At 53.6% G+C, this 16,358-nt stretch carries 17 protein-coding genes and 1 tRNA gene; 5 read left to right on the forward strand and 13 right to left on the reverse strand.

The window, feature by feature from the left end:
* Positions 1–9: 9 nt before the first annotated feature.
* A complete protein-coding gene (bioA, locus tag Q0X64_RS09735) occupies positions 10–1,320 on the reverse strand; it encodes an adenosylmethionine--8-amino-7-oxononanoate transaminase (protein WP_297812003.1) in 1,311 nt (436 codons plus the stop codon).
* A 110-nt stretch (positions 1,321–1,430) separates the two neighbouring features.
* Between bioA and Q0X64_RS09740 the strand changes: the two genes are divergently transcribed.
* Positions 1,431–2,858 carry a glutamate--cysteine ligase gene (locus tag Q0X64_RS09740; protein WP_297812006.1) on the forward strand — a complete coding sequence of 476 codons (1,428 nt, stop codon included), beginning with the start codon at positions 1,431–1,433 and terminating at the stop codon, positions 2,856–2,858.
* The gene (locus Q0X64_RS09745) at positions 2,846–3,871 is read left to right on the forward strand and encodes a M14 family metallopeptidase (RefSeq protein WP_297812009.1); all 1,026 of its coding nucleotides are present in this window, start codon (positions 2,846–2,848) and stop codon (positions 3,869–3,871) included. Before Q0X64_RS09740 ends, Q0X64_RS09745 begins: the two co-directional genes overlap by 13 nt.
* A gap of 56 nt (positions 3,872–3,927) precedes the next feature.
* Here the strand turns inward: Q0X64_RS09745 and Q0X64_RS09750 are convergent, their stop codons facing one another.
* The 7 genes from Q0X64_RS09750 to Q0X64_RS09780 all read right to left on the reverse strand — a co-directional run bounded on the left by Q0X64_RS09750 (position 3,928) and on the right by Q0X64_RS09780 (position 9,447).
* A complete protein-coding gene (locus Q0X64_RS09750) occupies positions 3,928–4,254 on the reverse strand; it encodes an iron-sulfur cluster assembly accessory protein (protein WP_297812012.1) in 327 nt (108 codons plus the stop codon).
* 3 nt (positions 4,255–4,257) lie between these two features.
* Positions 4,258–5,400, reverse strand: coding sequence for a cysteine desulfurase family protein (locus tag Q0X64_RS09755; RefSeq protein ID WP_297812015.1), 1,143 nt, complete (start codon positions 5,398–5,400; stop codon positions 4,258–4,260).
* A 12-nt stretch (positions 5,401–5,412) separates the two neighbouring features.
* Positions 5,413–5,859 carry an Rrf2 family transcriptional regulator gene (locus Q0X64_RS09760; protein WP_297812018.1) on the reverse strand — a complete coding sequence of 149 codons (447 nt, stop codon included), beginning with the start codon at positions 5,857–5,859 and terminating at the stop codon, positions 5,413–5,415.
* A gap of 54 nt (positions 5,860–5,913) precedes the next feature.
* Positions 5,914–6,708 (reverse strand): serine O-acetyltransferase, encoded by a 795-nt coding sequence (gene cysE, locus Q0X64_RS09765; RefSeq protein WP_297812021.1) that lies wholly within the window; start codon positions 6,706–6,708, stop codon positions 5,914–5,916.
* Complete coding sequence (locus Q0X64_RS09770; RefSeq protein WP_297812023.1) at positions 6,701–7,438, reverse strand: RNA methyltransferase; 738 nt, start codon at positions 7,436–7,438, stop codon at positions 6,701–6,703. The genes cysE and Q0X64_RS09770 overlap by 8 nt, the downstream gene beginning before the upstream one ends.
* Entirely contained in the window at positions 7,422–8,465 is a 1,044-nt protein-coding gene (gene queA / locus Q0X64_RS09775; protein WP_297812026.1) for a tRNA preQ1(34) S-adenosylmethionine ribosyltransferase-isomerase QueA, read from the reverse strand. The genes Q0X64_RS09770 and queA overlap by 17 nt, the downstream gene beginning before the upstream one ends.
* A 127-nt stretch (positions 8,466–8,592) precedes the next feature.
* A complete protein-coding gene (locus Q0X64_RS09780) occupies positions 8,593–9,447 on the reverse strand; it encodes an HDOD domain-containing protein (RefSeq protein ID WP_297812029.1) in 855 nt (284 codons plus the stop codon).
* 166 nt (positions 9,448–9,613) lie between these two features.
* On the opposite strand from Q0X64_RS09780, the gene Q0X64_RS09785 reads away from it, so the two are divergent.
* Positions 9,614–9,700: transfer RNA gene (locus Q0X64_RS09785), tRNA-Leu, on the forward strand.
* Positions 9,701–9,790: 90 nt separating this feature from the next.
* Here the strand turns inward: Q0X64_RS09785 and Q0X64_RS09790 are convergent.
* Complete coding sequence (locus Q0X64_RS09790) at positions 9,791–10,414, reverse strand: response regulator (RefSeq protein WP_297812032.1); 624 nt, start codon at positions 10,412–10,414, stop codon at positions 9,791–9,793.
* Between the two features lie 323 nt (positions 10,415–10,737).
* On the opposite strand from Q0X64_RS09790, the gene Q0X64_RS09795 reads away from it, so the two are divergent.
* Together Q0X64_RS09795 and Q0X64_RS09800 are read left to right on the forward strand one after the other, a co-directional pair.
* The gene (locus Q0X64_RS09795) at positions 10,738–10,968 is read left to right on the forward strand and encodes a DUF2789 domain-containing protein (RefSeq protein WP_297812035.1); all 231 of its coding nucleotides are present in this window, start codon (positions 10,738–10,740) and stop codon (positions 10,966–10,968) included.
* Positions 10,961–12,310: a class II fumarate hydratase gene (locus tag Q0X64_RS09800; RefSeq protein WP_297812040.1), complete on the forward strand. Its 1,350-nt coding sequence runs from the start codon at positions 10,961–10,963 to the stop codon at positions 12,308–12,310. Before Q0X64_RS09795 ends, Q0X64_RS09800 begins: the two co-directional genes overlap by 8 nt.
* An 8-nt stretch (positions 12,311–12,318) precedes the next feature.
* On the opposite strand, the gene Q0X64_RS09805 is transcribed toward Q0X64_RS09800, so the two are convergent.
* From Q0X64_RS09805 to bfr, 4 genes are all read right to left on the reverse strand, one after another.
* On the reverse strand, positions 12,319–13,080 hold the full coding sequence (locus Q0X64_RS09805) for a slipin family protein (RefSeq protein WP_297812043.1): 762 nt from the start codon (positions 13,078–13,080) through the stop codon (positions 12,319–12,321).
* Complete coding sequence (locus Q0X64_RS09810; RefSeq protein WP_297812047.1) at positions 13,077–14,429, reverse strand: nodulation protein NfeD; 1,353 nt, start codon at positions 14,427–14,429, stop codon at positions 13,077–13,079. Before Q0X64_RS09810 ends, Q0X64_RS09805 begins: the two co-directional genes overlap by 4 nt.
* A gap of 68 nt (positions 14,430–14,497) precedes the next feature.
* Complete coding sequence (cfa, locus tag Q0X64_RS09815; protein WP_297812050.1) at positions 14,498–15,691, reverse strand: cyclopropane fatty acyl phospholipid synthase; 1,194 nt, start codon at positions 15,689–15,691, stop codon at positions 14,498–14,500.
* Between the two features lie 164 nt (positions 15,692–15,855).
* Positions 15,856–16,335 (reverse strand): bacterioferritin, encoded by a 480-nt coding sequence (gene bfr / locus Q0X64_RS09820; RefSeq protein WP_297812053.1) that lies wholly within the window; start codon positions 16,333–16,335, stop codon positions 15,856–15,858.
* Between the last annotated feature and the right edge of the window lie 23 nt (positions 16,336–16,358).

Here is a 16,358-nt window from a genome sequence, read left to right on the forward strand (position 1 = left end):
GGATTTTCCCTAGTCGTTTTGATGCTGACGATGCTGGATTTCAGCCAGCATATTGCCTATAGCAGCGGTCAGCGTGCTTAAGTCGGCGTCTGAGATGATGTAAGGTGGCATAATATAAATCATGGTGCGGAACGGTCGAATCCACACGCCCTGTTCAACAATAAATGCCGGCAACCAGTCCATGCAGTCATCCAGTGGCCGGTTCAAATCGACCACGCCGATGGCGCCTTTAACCCGCACCTGATCAACTATGGGCTCTGATTCGTAAGGCTTGAGCTCAGCCTCAAGCTGCTTTTCAATACGGGACACATTGTGCTGCCAGTCTGACTCCAGCAGTAAATCAATGCTCTCGGCAGCAACGCTACAGGCTAGTGGATTGCCCATAAACGTGGGGCCATGCATCAACACGCCATTGCCATCAGCAGCGATACCGTCGGCGACTTTGCGGTTACACATCGTGGCCGCCAAAGTCATATAGCCGCCGGTCAGCGCCTTACCTACACAGAGGATATCGGGCACGATGCCGGCCTGTTCGTAAGCAAACAGACTGCCGGTGCGACCGAAACCGGTGGCAATTTCATCAAAAATCAGCAGTACGCCAAACTCATCACACAAGGCTCTGACCCGACGCAGGTATTCCGAGCAATACATACGCATGCCGCCTGCCCCCTGCACCAGTGGCTCAAGAATAACTGCAGCGAGTTCGTGGTGGTGCTGTGAAATCAGGTCTCTGAATTCAGCAATATGACTGTCGTCCCAGTCCTCATCTCGCTGACAGGCGGGAGCAGGCGCAAACAGGTGCTTGGGCAGCACCTGCGCAAACATCGAATGCATGCCATTGACCGGATCACACACCGACATCGCGCCGAAGGTGTCGCCGTGATAACCGTTACGTAATGATAACAAACGCGATTTCTCCGGTTTACCCTGGGCAAACCAGTGCTGTATCGCCATTTTGATAGCCACCTCAACTGACACCGAGCCGGAATCGGCAATAAACACATATTCCAGGCTGTCATCAGTAATATCCACTAACCTGTGTGCCAGCTTCACCGCCGGTTCGTGGGTGAGCCCACCAAACATCACGTGTGACATTTTGTCCAGTTGCTCTTTGGCAGCGCGGTTAAGACGCGGATGATTGTAGCCGTGAATGGTGGACCACCACGAGGACATGCCGTCGATAATTTCACGGCCATCTCGCAGGGTCAGACGAACGCCCTCAGCAGAGACAACTTCATGCAGCAGCAGCGGATGCGCGACGCTGGTATAGGGATGCCAGATATGAGCGGCATCGAACTCAAGGTTATCGTTTTTTTCCATGCGCCGATCATAGCAGCAGTCAGCGCCGCGCCCAACGCTTGCCTGTGTTGGCTAATCATCGCAGCCTGCTATAAGCTTAGAGACAGGACATCAATCTAAGGCATCCTCCTATGGGCCAGGAAATTGCAGGTGTCAGCTTTAATGACAGGGATTTCGAGCGTTTCCGCCAGCATCTCAGGGACGAAACCCGGCAGCTTGAGTCGCTGCTTAGCGCAGCATTATCAGACGCCGACAATCGCTATGCCGGGCTGGAACTGGAAGCCTGGCTGCTTGATAAAACCATGCACCCCGCGGCCATTAACGATGCTTTTCTCAAACGTCTCAACGATCCGCTGGCCAATGCCGAACTGGCCAAATTCAATATTGAGTTCAACACCGATCCTCTGCCACTGACCGGAGACGCACTCAGTCGCCTGCACCGGCAACTGCAAAATGCCTGGTCCAATGCCAGTCAGCAGGCACAAAAGCTGAATGCGGAACTGATGATGGTCGGCATTCTGCCCACCCTGAGCCAGGATGATCTGAACGTGCTCAACATGTCCGATATGAATCGCTACCGGGCTTTGAATGAACAAATTCTGGCAGCCAGGGGCAAGCCGGTCGAACTGGATATCAGTGGTGAGGATCACCTCAAGCTCACCCATCATGATGTGATGCTGGAATCTGCCGCGACCTCCTTACAGTTGCATACGCAAGTGCCACTGACTGTTGCTCATCATTTCTACAACGCGTCGATCATGGCCTCAGCCGCCATGGTAGCGGTCAGTGCCAATTCACCCTACCTGTTCGGTCATAGCCTGTGGCAGGAAACCCGCATTCCCCTGTTTGAGCAGGCGATTGAAGCCGGCGGCTTTGCCGGTGCCGCCCATGGCCCGATTAAAAGAGTCAGCTTCGGTAGCGGTTATGCCCGCCACAGCATTCTGGAATGCTTTGAGGAAAACCTGGAACACTTCCCGGTACTGCTGCCGGTTGATTTAGGTGAAGCCAGCCAGCGCATGGAACACCTGCGTCTGCATAACGGCACTATCTGGCGCTGGAACCGCCCGCTTATCGGCTTTAACGGCGGTAAGCCGCATGTTCGTATTGAGCATCGCCCCCCTGCAGCCGGCCCCACTATCACCGATATGCTGGCCAATGCCGCCTTTTTTTATGGGCTCAGCCATGCCTATTGCGACCGCCTGATCAGTCATGGCATTGAACTGTCTTTTGCCGATGCGCGGGATAACTTCTACAAAGCCGCCCGCTATGGCCTCGACAGTCACATTGTCGATCTAGAGGGCCAGCATCAACGTCTGCAGGCTTACATTCTGGAACAGTGTCTGCCGATGGCCGCCCAAGGGCTGGACAAGCTTGCCATCAATCGCAGCGACAGCGATAAATACCTGGGCATTATTGAACAGCGGGTACGTAAATCGCAGACCGGCAGTGACTGGCAGCGCGCATTCATGGCCAAAAATAATGGTGATTTCCAGTCACTGACACGACATTACCTTTTTCATCAACAGCAAGGCGAGGTGGTGAGTCAATGGCCGATCTGAAACAAGACTTGCTACAGCAACTGGACAGCATTCCCGACGGTTTGCTTGATACCTCAGCCACGGACGTGTATCAGGTTCTGCCCCGCCCCACGCTGTTACACCTGAAAGGTAAGCGCCCTGACACCTTGTTTCTGTCAGTGATGCTGCACGGTAACGAAACCACCGGGCTGATTGCCGTTCAGAAGCTATTGAAAAAATATCAGTCACAACTGCTGCCACGAAACCTGTCGATATTTTTTGGCAATGTGGAAGCGGCCCGCTACCAGCAGCGGCGGCTGGACGGCCAGGCTGATTTCAACCGTATCTGGCCCGGTACAGAATATGCGCCCTGCCCGGAAACCCGCATGGCGCAGCAGATTGTGGATGTGATGGCCGGCCACAAGCTGTTCGCCAGCGTGGATATTCATAACAACACCGGGCTGAACCCACACTATGGCTGTATTAACCGCCTGGACCCGGCCTATCAGCAACTGGCCACGCTGTTTGCCCGCTTTGTGGTGTATTTCACCCGCCCCCGGGGCGTACAGTCGATGGCTTTTGCCCAGCTCTGTCCGGCAGTGACCCTCGAGTGCGGCCGCCCGGAGCAGACTTATGGCGTTAGCCATGCACTGGACTTTATCGACAGTTGCCTCAACCTCAGCGAACTGCCCACCCAGCCGGTCCATCCCCAGAATATTGACCTGTTCCATACCGTGGCCCAGGTCAAAATCCGGCCTGAGGTCGAATTCAGCTTCAAACAGGCGGACGCCGCTTTACAGCTGGATCCTGATCTGGAAAAAATGAATTTCTTTGAAGTGCCGGCAGGTACTGCCTTGGGCTGGGTTAATCATCACAGCGGCTTACCGCTAGAGGCGCGTGATGAGCATGGCGAGGATGTCAGCAGCCGCTATTTTGAATTGCATGGCAAGGAACTGAAGTTCAAACGCCCGACCATGCCCTCGATGATGACGCTCAATGAGCGGGTGATCAAGCAGGACTGCCTGTGTTACTTAATGGAAAGACTGCAGGGATAAAAGGCTAAGAAGCGCTTTTATCCCTGAGTAATCTGCGAATTGCCTGTTTTTCGTCTCTATTTGGTGACGCTGAAACTTTCGCCGCAGCCGCACTCGGAAGTGACATTGGGGTTAATGAACTTAAAGCTCTGGTTCAGCCCTTCACGGACAAAGTCCAGTTCCATGCCATCGAGCATTGGCATGGCATCTTCCTGAATAACTACTTTCACGTCCCCTTGTTCGACCACCACATCGTCAGCCGCCACTTCGTCGGCATAATCCAGCGCATAGCTGTAGCCTGAGCAGCCGCTTTTAACGACGCCAATGCGCAGCCCCACGCCGTCCTGACGTTTGGTCATCATGTCGCGGACACGGTTGATAGCAGACTCGGTTAGGGTAATCATTGTTCACCTGTTCAGTAGATGGTTAAAGCGCTCAGCCTCTTTGGCCAGCACCTGGATCAGTTGGTCTATTTGTTCGACAGTATTTTGTTGCGAAACACTCACACGCACAGCACCTAGAGCAATCATGTCAGGCACGCCCATCGCGGTTAACACATGACTGGGCGTCTGGCGGCCGGTGCCGCAGGCAGAGCCACTGGATACGGCAAAGCCCTGCTTATCCAGCGCCATCAGCATGGTGTCGGAATCAAAACCCTGCAAAGCAAAAAAGCAGGTATTGGCAAGCCGCTCGGCATCGCCAGCAAAGATGGTGACACCGGGCATTTCTGCCAATCCGGCTTCCAGCCGGTCACGCAGCTTACTGCAATGGGCCTGATAGTCACCTATCTGTGACTGCACATACTCAGCCGCGGCACCGAAGCCAACAATGGCCGCCACATTCTCCGTGCCACTGCGTTTTTCCTCTTCCTGGCCCCCACCCAGAATATAACCGGGCCAGTCAAGTTCAGGGGACACAATCAAGGCACCGACACCCTTGGGGCCGCCGAATTTATGTGCCGACAAGGTCAGCATATCCACACCGGCCGCCCTGATATCAAGTGGCAGTTTGCCGGCGGCCTGCACGGCATCGGTTAATAGCGGCACGCCTTTGTCATGGCACACTGCAGCCAAAGCCGCGATATCCTGAATCACACCGGTTTCGTTGTTGGCCCACATTATCGATACCAGCCGGGTGTCATCATCAATCATTTCGGCCAGTTTGGCGGGATCAATGCGGCCATTATCATCCACCGGAATCAAATCCAGCTCAAAACCATGCTGTTGCAGGCGTTTGGCGGGCTCCAGCATCGCCGGATGTTCGGTCGCGCCCACCAGAATTTTGCCGCTATCGAAGCGCTCGGCGACACCGGCAATCGCCTGGTTATTGGCTTCGGTGCCACCACTGGTGAAGATGACCTGGGCAGGCTCGGCATTCACCAGTTTGGCGACCTGCTGACGAGCTCTGTCCAACGCCGCCTGGGCATAACGGCCAAAACGGTGACTGCTGGAAGGGTTGCCCTGCTGTTGGTGCAGATACGGCAGCATTGTATCGAGCACGCCCTCGGCTAGACCGGCCCCGGCATTATTGTCGAGATAAGTGAAAGACATCGGGTAACCTGCTTAAACGACGTCGAATTGAATAACTTTGTCGCCGCTGCGTTTGCTTTGATAATCGCTGACCACCTGGGCCAGGGTAATGCCGTCGAGATAAAGGCGAATCTGATCACTCAGACTTTGCCATAATTCATGACTGACACAGGGCTCATCACCATGGCAGTTGCGGCGGCCTTCGCACTGCGTGCTGTCAACTTTCTCATCCACGGCTGAAATCACATCCAGCACGGTAATATCGTCGGCAACACGACTCAGCCGGTAACCACCACCGGGGCCGCGAGAGCTGCTGACCAGCCCCTGTTTACGCAGCCGGGCAAATAATTGTTCCAGATAGGACAGAGAAATGCCCTGACGCTCGGAAATATCGGCCAGTGTGATCGCCCCCATGCCATAGTTCAGACTGAGGTCGAGCATCGCGGTGACAGCATAGCGCCCTTTGGTGGTCAAACGCATGTTCTAATCCAGAATAAAATCAACCTGATAAGTGTACATGCCTGACTATTTTAGTCAACTTTTTGACTCGTCTTTATCCTCGGAGATATCACACTCGTCAAGCTCATGCATATCAACATCTTCGGGCAGATCGCCGCCCAGTTGATGCACCGTCTGGCATAGCGAATCCACGCGTTTATCCATGGCCTGAATATGCTCGATCAGACCATGAATGGCTGTGGCAACCGGGTCCATACTTTTGCTGGAGGTGCCATAGGCATCAAAGCCCACTGACTGGGCCAGTTTCTGCTGCTGGCGTTCATCCTCGGTCATGCTCGATTTGGCTTTGACTACGCGGCCGGGCACACCCACCACAGTCTCGCCGGCAGCGACATCTTTCACTACAACGGCATTGGAACCGACACGGGCACCATCATGCAGCGTGATCGGACCCAGCACTTTGGCACCAGCGCCCACCACGATATCGTTACTGAGGGTGGGATGGCGTTTGCCTTCTTTCCAGGAGGTGCCCCCCAGAGTCACGCCGTGGTAAAGCGTGCAGTCATCGCCGATTTCGGCGGTTTCGCCAATCACCACGCCCATGCCGTGGTCGATAAAGAAACGGCGGCCGATTTTGGCACCGGGGTGAATTTCAATACCAGTTATCCAACGCCCCAGTGTGGAAATGAACTTGGCCAGCCATTTCCAGTTTTTGCGCCACAGCCAGTGGTTGAGGCGGTGCAACTGAATGGCATGCACCCCGGGATAAGTGGTGACGATCTCAAAGACATTACGCGCCGCCGGGTCACGATCAAACACGCAGTTGATGTCTTCCTTGAAGCGTTGCCAGCGACTGACTCTTTCACTCATTGTTATTCCTCGCTTTGGTTTCAGCGGCGCGTAAAATGCCATGCATGATCTGTACTTCGTTGCGATCCAGATCAGCGCGGTTGAATAATCGCCGGATCCGACGCATCAGATAGCGGGGGTTATCCGGATCCAGAAAGCCGATGGTGGTCAGAGAACGCTCAAAGTGATCATACAAATGAGACAAATCCTCAGCGGTAATCGCTTCACGCTGCTCCCCTATTCTGCCGAAATCAATCTCCGGTTTGAAACTCATCCGCAGCTCATACGCCACAACCTGCACTGCAGCAGCTAGGTTAAGCGAGCTGTAATCCGGATTGGCCGGAATATTCACCAGAAACTGGCAGCAATCCAACTCCTCGTTAGACAACCCCGAATGCTCGCGCCCGAACACAATAGCTATCTGGGTATCATCATCGAATTTTTCAAGTTGTTCGACCGCCTCGCGCGGGTTAATCACCGGTACCGGCAAATGACGCAGGCGGGCGCTGAGCCCGAAGGCATAGTGGCAGTCGGCCAGGGCTGACTGCAGACTGTCATGCACTGTGGCCTGGTGCAGAATATCATCGGCACCAGAGGCCCTGGCAGTAGCTTCCGCGCTGGGATAAATCTTGGGCGAAACCAGGTGCAGGTTCTTCAAGCCCATGGTCTTCATCGCACGTGCCGCAGCACCAATATTACCCGGATGCGTGGTGCCCACCAAAACAAAGCGGATGTTATCCAGCGAAGTCATTGTTATTCCTTGTCATAAACATGGCATCGCCGTAGCTGAAAAAACGATAGCGTTGTTCAATGGCGTGCTGATAAGCGTTCAAAATATGTTGGCGGCCGGCAAATGCCGACACCAGCATCAACAAGGTCGACTCCGACAGGTGAAAATTGGTCACCATGGCATCCACGCTGCGAAACTGATAGCCGGGGTAGATAAAGATATCGGTTTCGCCCTGGTAGGCTTCAATTTCGCCATTTTGTGACGCACTCTCCAGCGCCCGCACACTGGTGGTGCCCACCGCAATCACCCGGCCACCACGTTGCCGTGTGGCTGTGACCTGGTCGCAGGCCTGCTGAGACACCTCGATAACTTCACTATGCATTTGGTGGCTGCGGATATCATCGACCCTGACCGGCTGGAAAGTGCCGGCGCCGACGTGCAGGGTGAGCTCGGCAGTCTCAATGCCGGCATCACTGATTTTTTGCAGCATCGCCCTATCGAAGTGCAAGCCGGCCGTGGGCGCGGCAACAGCGCCGGTATGCTGGGCATAGACTGTCTGATAACGCTCCAGATCAGCGCGATCAACTTCTCGCTCAATATAAGGCGGCAGTGGCATACGCCCCACGGTTTCCAGCATCTCGACCACGGAGTCTGTAGCTGGAAAGCTGAGTTCAAACAGCGCTTCATGACGCGCCACGACTTCAGCCTCGACCTGCTGTTCCAGCAGCAGTCTGCGTCCTACGCCCGGTGATTTACTGCTGCGTACATGGGCCAGCACCCGCTGATGATCCAGAACGCGCTCCACCAGTACTTCAACCTTGCCCCCCGTCTCTTTCTGACCCAGCAGGCGCGCCGGCATCACCCGGGTATTGTTGAACACCAACAAGTCATCAGGCTTCAGTAAAGACAGTAAGTCAGTAAATTGCAGATCCTGTACCCGGCCGCTATCACCATCCAGTGCCAGCAAACGACTGGCTGAACGTTCACTGGACGGGTATTGGGCAATCAGTTCTTCGGGAAGGTCAAATCGAAAGTCACTCGTTTTCATGGACGCGATCATAGCAGAATGCGCGACCAAACTTGCGCTGAAATGGCCTGATAAGCGCAGTCAGGGGCTGATATTGCTCATTTATCACTGACCATTGTGAGCCTGCGCCTGTTTTGCGCTCAGCCAGCTAGAGCGATAAGCCGCTCAGACGCTGCTGTATATCGTCTTCCATCTCCAGCAGACCTTCAACCTGCGCTTCACTGAGACCTAGCCGCTCAAAGGCTGATAATTCCAGCAGCGTCTCACTGTCGTCTTCAGCCGCAATATCCAGCATATAGGAAGCCAGCCTTGATGCCGCATGCACGGCAGCAGCCGTGTCAGAGGCTTTATCAGCGGCCTGATCAGGATGGTATGGTTTGATGGCATCAATCACCTGCTGTGGCATGCCCCAGCGGATCACCACCAGCTCTGTCACCGGCTGACTGTATTTATTTTCCAGCCAGAACACCGCTTCCGGCGTCAAAATCTGTTGATGCTGCTGTGCCAGTTCCAACAAGGTCTGCAGCACAGCAGGACGGCCGATCGAATGTAACAAGCCAGCCAGAAAGGCAATGCCCGGCTCTATATCAGCTTGCTGAGCAATTTCCCGCGACCAGAGTGAGGTTGCAAGGGCGTGCTGCCAGTTGTATTCAACGTAGGCTTCATAGCCGGGGGTGTGGAACAGCTTGCTGCTCAGTGCAGCAGTGAGGGCGATTTCGCTGATGACATTCATGCCCAGCCGGGCAACAGCCTGTTGCAGCGAGACCAGATTGGACAGTGGTGTATAGGCAACCGAGTTGGCAATCCGCATCACATGACCGGCCAGAGACTGATCGGTTTCTATCAACTCAGCCATTTCCCGGGCACTGACCTCGGGATCACGGGCCAGCTCAAAAGCTCGGCTTGCCACCTCCGGCAATAGCGGCACTTCAACAAAGCCTTCAAAAATGGCCTGTCTTAACAACGCCTCGAGTTGCTTTGTATCTACTGGCTCAGTGCTCATCGCTTCCCCTGTTGGTAACCCGGATTTTTAGCGTAAAGTCTGAGTGTGTCCCGAGCGCCAACTCAGGGTCAAGTCCGGACGCGGCGAAAAGGTGACCAAGCTCACAGGCAAGCAAATAAGGCTTCACTTCAAGCGGTGGAGTCGTTATAATCACCGACCTTGGTATGCCGGGGTGGCGGAACTGGTAGACGCGCCGGATTCAAAATCCGGTTGGGGAAACTCAGTGTGGGTTCGATTCCCACCCTCGGTACCAACACCCTTCTCTCAAACACCATCCCAAGCTACATCTATGCATAAGCTTGCTCGTCACTCCCCCAGACCAGCGAAAAGACGCGGCTTGATGTTACTGGAGCGCCGCTGCATCCCTGTCAGCCAGATGTTCGCTCACCAGTTGCTGAATGCGGGTGAAAGCTATTGGTTTATCTTCAAATAGCACATCCTCGGGAAAGGCCTGGTTTATCTGCGCCTTGTTGTCATCGGGGCTGCTGACAATGATGATGCGGCAATGTGAAAAATCCGGTTGCTGGCGTATCAATGTCACCATGTGATCACTATCCACCAGCGGTAAGCTTGAATCAACAATGATAACGTCAGGTTTATTAGCACCTATCTGAAGCATTGCATCATAACCGTCATGAGCCAGATAGACTTTGGCTTTGGGGGTTTCCCAGGTACTAAGTTGCATCTGGTAAAGTTTGAGCAAGTCATTGTCTTCATCAACAAACATGATGCCGACGGCCTCCTCTTCAGCCTGAATGTCCGTGACATCGCAAAAAGCGTCATTATCCACCAGACTTTTACCCATCTTTCGCGCCAGCCTGACAATTTCTTCGGCAGTGATACGCCTGTGACCACCTACCGTTTTGATTACCTCTAGCATGCCGCTATCAGCCCATATTTGAATTGTTCTGGCACTGACACCAAAAATATTGGCTGCTTGTGTGGTTGTAAACTGCTGCTTTTTCATTTGCTTCTCACTATCGTCTTGCGCACAACATTATAATCAAAATTATCTTGCTTGATAGAGGTTTATATACACTTAAGCTTCGACTTTTTGGTATTTTTTCTGCACTGTTTTTGATCTGGATCAAAAACTTTTCAAATGTTCTGTTTTTTCTTTTTATGGTGGACTCAACCCGGTATTCCAGTATTTCTTTCAGGATATGCTTTTCTTGTAGATTTATTATTTCTGATAGCTGTCATAAAGACCTCAATAAGCTGTTTGCTTGAACTTTCATCAGCGAGTTAACTGAAGTAAGCTTGAGCCAGTGTCTCGCTCAGGAGAGCCTTATGGAATCGACTTTTCATTCGCTGGAGAATCTCTTTCTTCAACTGGGCCTGGATAACGATCCTGCCTCTATAGACAGTTTTATCAGTCAGCATAAATTAAGCTCAGATCAAAATCTGGAGACGGCCCCATTCTGGACACCGGCTCAGTCAGCCTTTATCAGTGAGTGTCTGAGTGAAGATTCGGACTGGGCTGAGGTTGTTGATCAACTCAACGCTTTACTTCATGAGTGACCCACACACGCCCCTCTGGGGGCCTCAAACCGAGGGAGCTTTACGCCACTTTCAGATCGGTGAGGAGCGCCTGCCGAGCGTCATAATTCACGCTTACGGCATGGTCAAATTTTGCGCCGCCGCCAGCAACAGGCAATTGGGCAGCCTCGACAGCCTTGTCGCAGAAGCAATAATGCAGGCGGCAAGGCAAATGCAGGCGGGCGAACTCGATGAGCAATTCCCGCTCAGTATCTGGCAGTCCGGCTCCGGCACCCAGTCGCATATGAATGCGAATGAAGTCCTGGCCACTCTGGCCAGTCAGCAACTGGGCGGCGAGCAGCAGGTTCATCCCAACGATCACTGTAATCTCGGCCAGTCTACCAACGACAGCTTCCCCACCGCGCTGCATATTGCCTGCGTGTTGATGCTTGAACAAAAGCTGCTGCCCGCGCTCAGTCAGTTACAACAACACACCGAACAAAAAGCACAGCAGTGGCAACAGCAATTAAAAAGCGGCCGTACCCACCTGCAGGATGCCACTCCCATTGCTTTAGGTCAGGAGTTTTCTGCTTTTGCCAGCCAGTTAGCGCAGGCTCAAGATGCTATCCGCAGCGGTATGCCGGCCTTACAGCAATTGACCATGGGTGGCACCGCGGTCGGTACCGGTATTAACACCCATGAAGCCTTCGCGGAGATCTTCTGCTGTGAGATCAGCGAGTTGAGCGGATATGACTTTCAACCCGCGCAGAACTTTTTCGCTGCGCAGAGCGCTCATGATGCGGTTGTGCAGTTATCCGGCAGTCTCAATACCCTGGCCAGTAGCCTTAACAAAATAGCCAGTGATATCCGCCTGATGGCGTCTGGCCCACGCTGCGGATTGGGTGAGATAACGCTGCCGGCCAACGAGCCCGGCTCTTCCATCATGCCCGGCAAGGTCAATCCATCACAGTGTGAAATGCTCAATATGGTCTGTGCCCAGGTGATGGGCAATCACAGCACACTGACAATTGCCAATGCCCAGGGCCAGTTTCAGCTCAATACTTTTAAACCGGTGATGGCGCTGAATATTGTGCAGTCTTTGCAATTGCTGGCCGATGGCATCAGCAGTTTTGATCGCTATTGCCTGCAGGGGATTGAGCCCGTACCCAGCCAGTTAAAAAACAACCTGGAACGCAGCCTGATGCTGATTACCGCACTGACACCAGTGATTGGCTACGACCGGGCGGCTGCGGTGATTCATCTCGCTGTTGAACAAAATCTCAGCCTGCGCGAGGCTGTGATTAAAGATGGCGCACTGACTGCAGAAGCGTTTGATCGTCTGGTGCAGCCTGAGCAGATGATTCATCCCCGCCCTGCTCCCTAAACCGGCAGTCAGCGCTTATCAGTGCCCGCCATCGACTTGAGCGCATCCAGCAACTCCACCGGTAACGGGAAAACTATCGTTGATGACTTGTCGCCGGCAATCTCGGTCAGCGTTTGCAGGTAACGTAACTGCAATGCCTGCGGTTGTTTGGCGAGGATCTCGGCCGCCGCCATCAGCTTTTCCGAGGCCTGCAATTCGCCTTCGGCATGAATCACCTTGGCACGGCGGTTACGTTCTGCCTCGGCCTGCTTGGCGATCGCCCGGATCATGCTCTCATCCAGATCAACATGCTTGATTTCAACGTTGGCGACTTTGATACCCCAGGCATCGGTCTGCGAGTCGAGGATCTCCTGAATGTCATTATTGAGCTTGTCACGCTCAGATAACATTTCATCCAGTTCATGCTGGCCCAGTACCGAACGCAGCGTGGTTTGCGCCAACTGGCTGGTCGCATCGTAATATTGTTCTACCTGGATGATGGCCTTTTGCGGGTCCAGCACCCGGAAATAGACCACGGCGTTAACATGCACGGACACGTTGTCCTGCGAAATCACATCCTGGGTCGGCACGTCCATGACGATGGTGCGTAAATCCACGCGCACAATCTGTTGGATAAACGGGATGATAATGATAAAGCCCGGTCCCTTGACCTTGTAGAAGCGGCCCAGTAGAAACACCACGCCCCGCTCATATTCACGCAGAATACGCACCGCGCTGAACAATAAAGCCAGCACTGCCACTGCGATCACGGCGAAAAACTCTATGCTCATAAGCCTTCTCCATCCTTTAGCGGTTCAACATCAAGAATCAGTCCGTCGATTGCATTTATTCTTGCCTGATCGCCTTTCTTCAGTGGTGTCTGTGTTCGTGCTGTCCAGTGTTCACTGTGTGCCAGCACCCGACCTTCATCACTGAAATCTTCCAGCGCCGTGCACAGCGAGCCCAGCATTTCTTCTTCACCGGACACCACAGGATGATGACGGTTGCGCAGCACCATACCCAGAGCCATCAGAAAAAAGACCACCGTGGAGACTGTGACGCCGGCTACCACGCCCATATTGATTCCGTAGCCCGGCAGTTCGGTATCAATCAGCATCACGGAACCGGCCACAAAAGCCGCCACACCGCCCAGCCCCAACACCCCGAAACTGGGCTGAAACGCCTCGGCCACCATCAAGGCAATGCCCAGTAGCATCAGTGCCAGCCCGGCATAGTTAATGGGCAGAACCTGGAAAGAAAACAAAGCCAGTAACAGGCAGATAGAACCAATGGTGCCGGGCACAATCGAACCGGGATTGGCAAACTCGAAGATCAGGCCGTAAATGCCGATCATCATCAGAAGATAGGCAATATTGGGATTGGTAATGATCGCCAGCACTTTGTTGCGCCAGTCAGGCAGGAGTTCAGTCAAGGTGACCGCCTCAGTCGCAAGGGTCGTGTCCATACCCAGCACCTTGATATTCCTGCCATTAAGCTGCTTAATCAAATCGCGTTGATCGGCGGCGATGATATCAATCACATTGTTTTCCAGCGCGGCTTCTGCCGTCAGGCTGGCGGCGTCACGCACTGCCTGCTCTGCCCAGTCGGCGTTGCGGCCACGCAAATCAGCCAGCCCGCGAATATAGGCCGCCGCATCATTGACCACTTTACGGGTCATGGCATCACCGGACGGCTTATCTGGCTGCGCCTCGTCGCCGTCTTTCTGCTGAGGATCCGGCAAAGGAGATTTATCCTGTTCCGGCGCAAAGCCGGGTGAGAATTGCACCGGTGTCGCTGCCCCGAGGTTTGTGGCCGGGCTCATTGCCGCCACATGGCTGGCATAAAGCATATAAGTGCCGGCACTGGCAGCGCGGGCCCCGCCTGGCGTGACATAGGTGACAACCGGCACCGGCGAACTGATGATGGCTTTAATCATTTTGCGCATCGACGCATCCAGGCCACCCGGGGTATCGAGCCGGATCAGCAGGAATTCGGCATTGGCATCAATGGCTTTTTGCAAAGACCGGGAGAAATAATCGGCAGATGCCGGACTGATAATGCCGTCAATCTGAATGATATAGCCTTCCCTGCCCGGCGCCGATCCGGCCTGCAGCGAGACCAGGCATAGCAGCAGGAGCATTAAACATCGCCGCCATAATCGATTCATCTTCCGGCTCCTTACAGGGCGCTGAGATCCTTTTGTGGTTATCAGCGTATAGAGCGGTACATCTGCGGCCGGCTGCGTTTACTCAGCACCAGTTGCCACAACTGGCCCTGCCGCGATTTGAAAAAACCGGCGCAGCACTGCAGGTAGTACTTCCACATACGGTAAAAACGCTCATCGTAGTGCTGTGATAACTGCGGCCAGGCCGTATCAAAATTCTGCCACCAGGCCATCAGCGTCAGGTAGTAGTCCTGACCAAAATTGTGCCAGTCCTCAATGATCAGCCGTTGATCGAGCGCACGGGTAATCTGCTCGGCAGACGGCAATTTGCCGTTGCAGAAAATATATTTATCTATCCAGGGATCAGCGCGGTGGGTGGTTTTGTAGATGCCGATTGTGTGCAGCAGAAACAGGCCATCATCTTTCAAAAGCCGGTTCACCGTGTCGAAATAAACCGGATAATTTTTTTCACCCACATGCTCAAACATGCCCACTGAGACGATCTTGTCGAATTGACCTTCAAGATCACGGTAATCGACCAGTTCAATGGAGACCGGCAAGCCGGCACAGTGCGCTTTGGCCAGTTTCTGCTGCTCACGGGAAATCGTGATACCGGTGACTTCGACCCCGTAATTTTCAGCAGCGTAACGGGCCAGCCCGCCCCAGCCACAGCCGATTTCCAACAGCTTTTCACCAGGGCTGAGTTCCAGTTTTCGGCAAATCATATCGAGTTTGTTGATCTGCGCCTGATCCAGCGTTTCAGCCTCCTGCCAATAGCCACAGGAATAGCTCATAGTGGGGTCCAGCATCGCTTCGAACACATCGTTGCCGATGTCGTAGTGTTGTTCGCCAACCTGGAAAGCACGCCGGCTTGATTGCAGGTTAAACAGGCGGTGGCGCATGACCTGCAACAACAAGTGGAAGCGGGCCCAGCCGCTCAGTTTGTCTTCAATATTGAATTTCAGCAGGCGGTAGAAAAGCTGGTCGAGGCTTGGACAGTCCCAGAGCCCGTCCATGTAAGTTTCGCCAAACCCCAGCGATCCCTGACTGAGGATACGGTCATAGACCGCTTCGCTGTGCACCTGGATATCCCAGGGCGCGTCTCCATTGAATTGAACGCCGCACTGTGCTGCCAACTGCTGTAACACACCGGGAGGTGTCAGTGATGTCTGGCTTGCGCTGCCGGAGCCGGCATAGGTTTGCTCCATTTTTTGCTGGTATCGCTCAAATCTAGCCATGCTGCATCCCATCCCGTTGAGAATAGCCTGAATAAATTGTTGCAAATTGCTGCTATTAAGCTACCGCGATTCGCCGAGGATATCAATTGTCAGCGCGGTGCGGTGACCGCTTGTAAACATCATAAAAAACCCCGGCAATCTGATGATTACCGGGGTTAATGAGCTTATTCTGCTTCTTTTACAATCTGAGCCTGGTGATAATTTTCCAGACCCATCTTGGCAATCAGGTCGAGCTGGGTTTCCAGCCAATCGACATGCTCTTCTTCTGCATCAAGGATTTCACGGAATAAATCACGGGAAACATAATCCGATACGCTTTCGCAGTATTTGATGGCTTCTTTGAGATCAGGAATGGCATCCAATTCCAGCGACAGGTCGCACTCCAGCATCTCGCGGGTGTTTTCACCGAGTCGTAATGCGCCCAAGTCCTGCAGGTTAGGCAGCCCTTCCAGGAAAAGTATCCGTTCTGTCAGCTTGTCAGCATGCTTCATCTCATCAATCGATTCGTGATATTCATGCTCGTAGAGATTGTGGAGTCCCCAATCTTTATACATCTTGGCATGCAAGAAATACTGGTTGATGGCAACCAGCTCGTTGTAGAGCACCTTATTGAGGTATTCAATGACTTTTTTATCGCCTTTCATGGCCTTTCTCCTTTTAGCTAACT

This window comes from uncultured Methylophaga sp. (genome assembly GCF_947259025.1).
In the GTDB taxonomy this organism is placed as follows: domain Bacteria; phylum Pseudomonadota; class Gammaproteobacteria; order Nitrosococcales; family Methylophagaceae; genus Methylophaga.

What these genes read in the sequence shown, in the direction of transcription:
- Q0X64_RS09770 (WP_297812023.1), bottom strand. Translation starts at nt 7,438, where the DNA reads ATGACTTCGCTGGATAACATCCGCTTTGTTTTGGTGGGCACCACGCAT.
- bfr (WP_297812053.1), bottom strand. Translation starts at nt 16,335, where the DNA reads ATGAAAGGCGATAAAAAAGTCATTGAATACCTCAATAAGGTGCTCTAC.
- Q0X64_RS09805 (WP_297812043.1), bottom strand. Translation starts at nt 13,080, where the DNA reads ATGAGCATAGAGTTTTTCGCCGTGATCGCAGTGGCAGTGCTGGCTTTA.
- Q0X64_RS09790 (WP_297812032.1), bottom strand. Translation starts at nt 10,414, where the DNA reads ATGAAAAAGCAGCAGTTTACAACCACACAAGCAGCCAATATTTTTGGT.
- Q0X64_RS09810 (WP_297812047.1), bottom strand. Translation starts at nt 14,429, where the DNA reads ATGCTCCTGCTGCTATGCCTGGTCTCGCTGCAGGCCGGATCGGCGCCG.
- cfa (WP_297812050.1), bottom strand. Translation starts at nt 15,691, where the DNA reads ATGGCTAGATTTGAGCGATACCAGCAAAAAATGGAGCAAACCTATGCC.
- Q0X64_RS09740 (WP_297812006.1), top strand. Translation starts at nt 1,431, where the DNA reads ATGGGCCAGGAAATTGCAGGTGTCAGCTTTAATGACAGGGATTTCGAG.
- Q0X64_RS09795 (WP_297812035.1), top strand. Translation starts at nt 10,738, where the DNA reads ATGGAATCGACTTTTCATTCGCTGGAGAATCTCTTTCTTCAACTGGGC.
- Q0X64_RS09760 (WP_297812018.1), bottom strand. Translation starts at nt 5,859, where the DNA reads ATGCGTTTGACCACCAAAGGGCGCTATGCTGTCACCGCGATGCTCGAC.
- Q0X64_RS09800 (WP_297812040.1), top strand. Translation starts at nt 10,961, where the DNA reads ATGAGTGACCCACACACGCCCCTCTGGGGGCCTCAAACCGAGGGAGCT.
- Q0X64_RS09745 (WP_297812009.1), top strand. Translation starts at nt 2,846, where the DNA reads ATGGCCGATCTGAAACAAGACTTGCTACAGCAACTGGACAGCATTCCC.
- Q0X64_RS09750 (WP_297812012.1), bottom strand. Translation starts at nt 4,254, where the DNA reads ATGATTACCCTAACCGAGTCTGCTATCAACCGTGTCCGCGACATGATG.
- Q0X64_RS09755 (WP_297812015.1), bottom strand. Translation starts at nt 5,400, where the DNA reads ATGTCTTTCACTTATCTCGACAATAATGCCGGGGCCGGTCTAGCCGAG.
- queA (WP_297812026.1), bottom strand. Translation starts at nt 8,465, where the DNA reads ATGAAAACGAGTGACTTTCGATTTGACCTTCCCGAAGAACTGATTGCC.
- cysE (WP_297812021.1), bottom strand. Translation starts at nt 6,708, where the DNA reads ATGAGTGAAAGAGTCAGTCGCTGGCAACGCTTCAAGGAAGACATCAAC.
- bioA (WP_297812003.1), bottom strand. Translation starts at nt 1,320, where the DNA reads ATGGAAAAAAACGATAACCTTGAGTTCGATGCCGCTCATATCTGGCAT.
- Q0X64_RS09780 (WP_297812029.1), bottom strand. Translation starts at nt 9,447, where the DNA reads ATGAGCACTGAGCCAGTAGATACAAAGCAACTCGAGGCGTTGTTAAGA.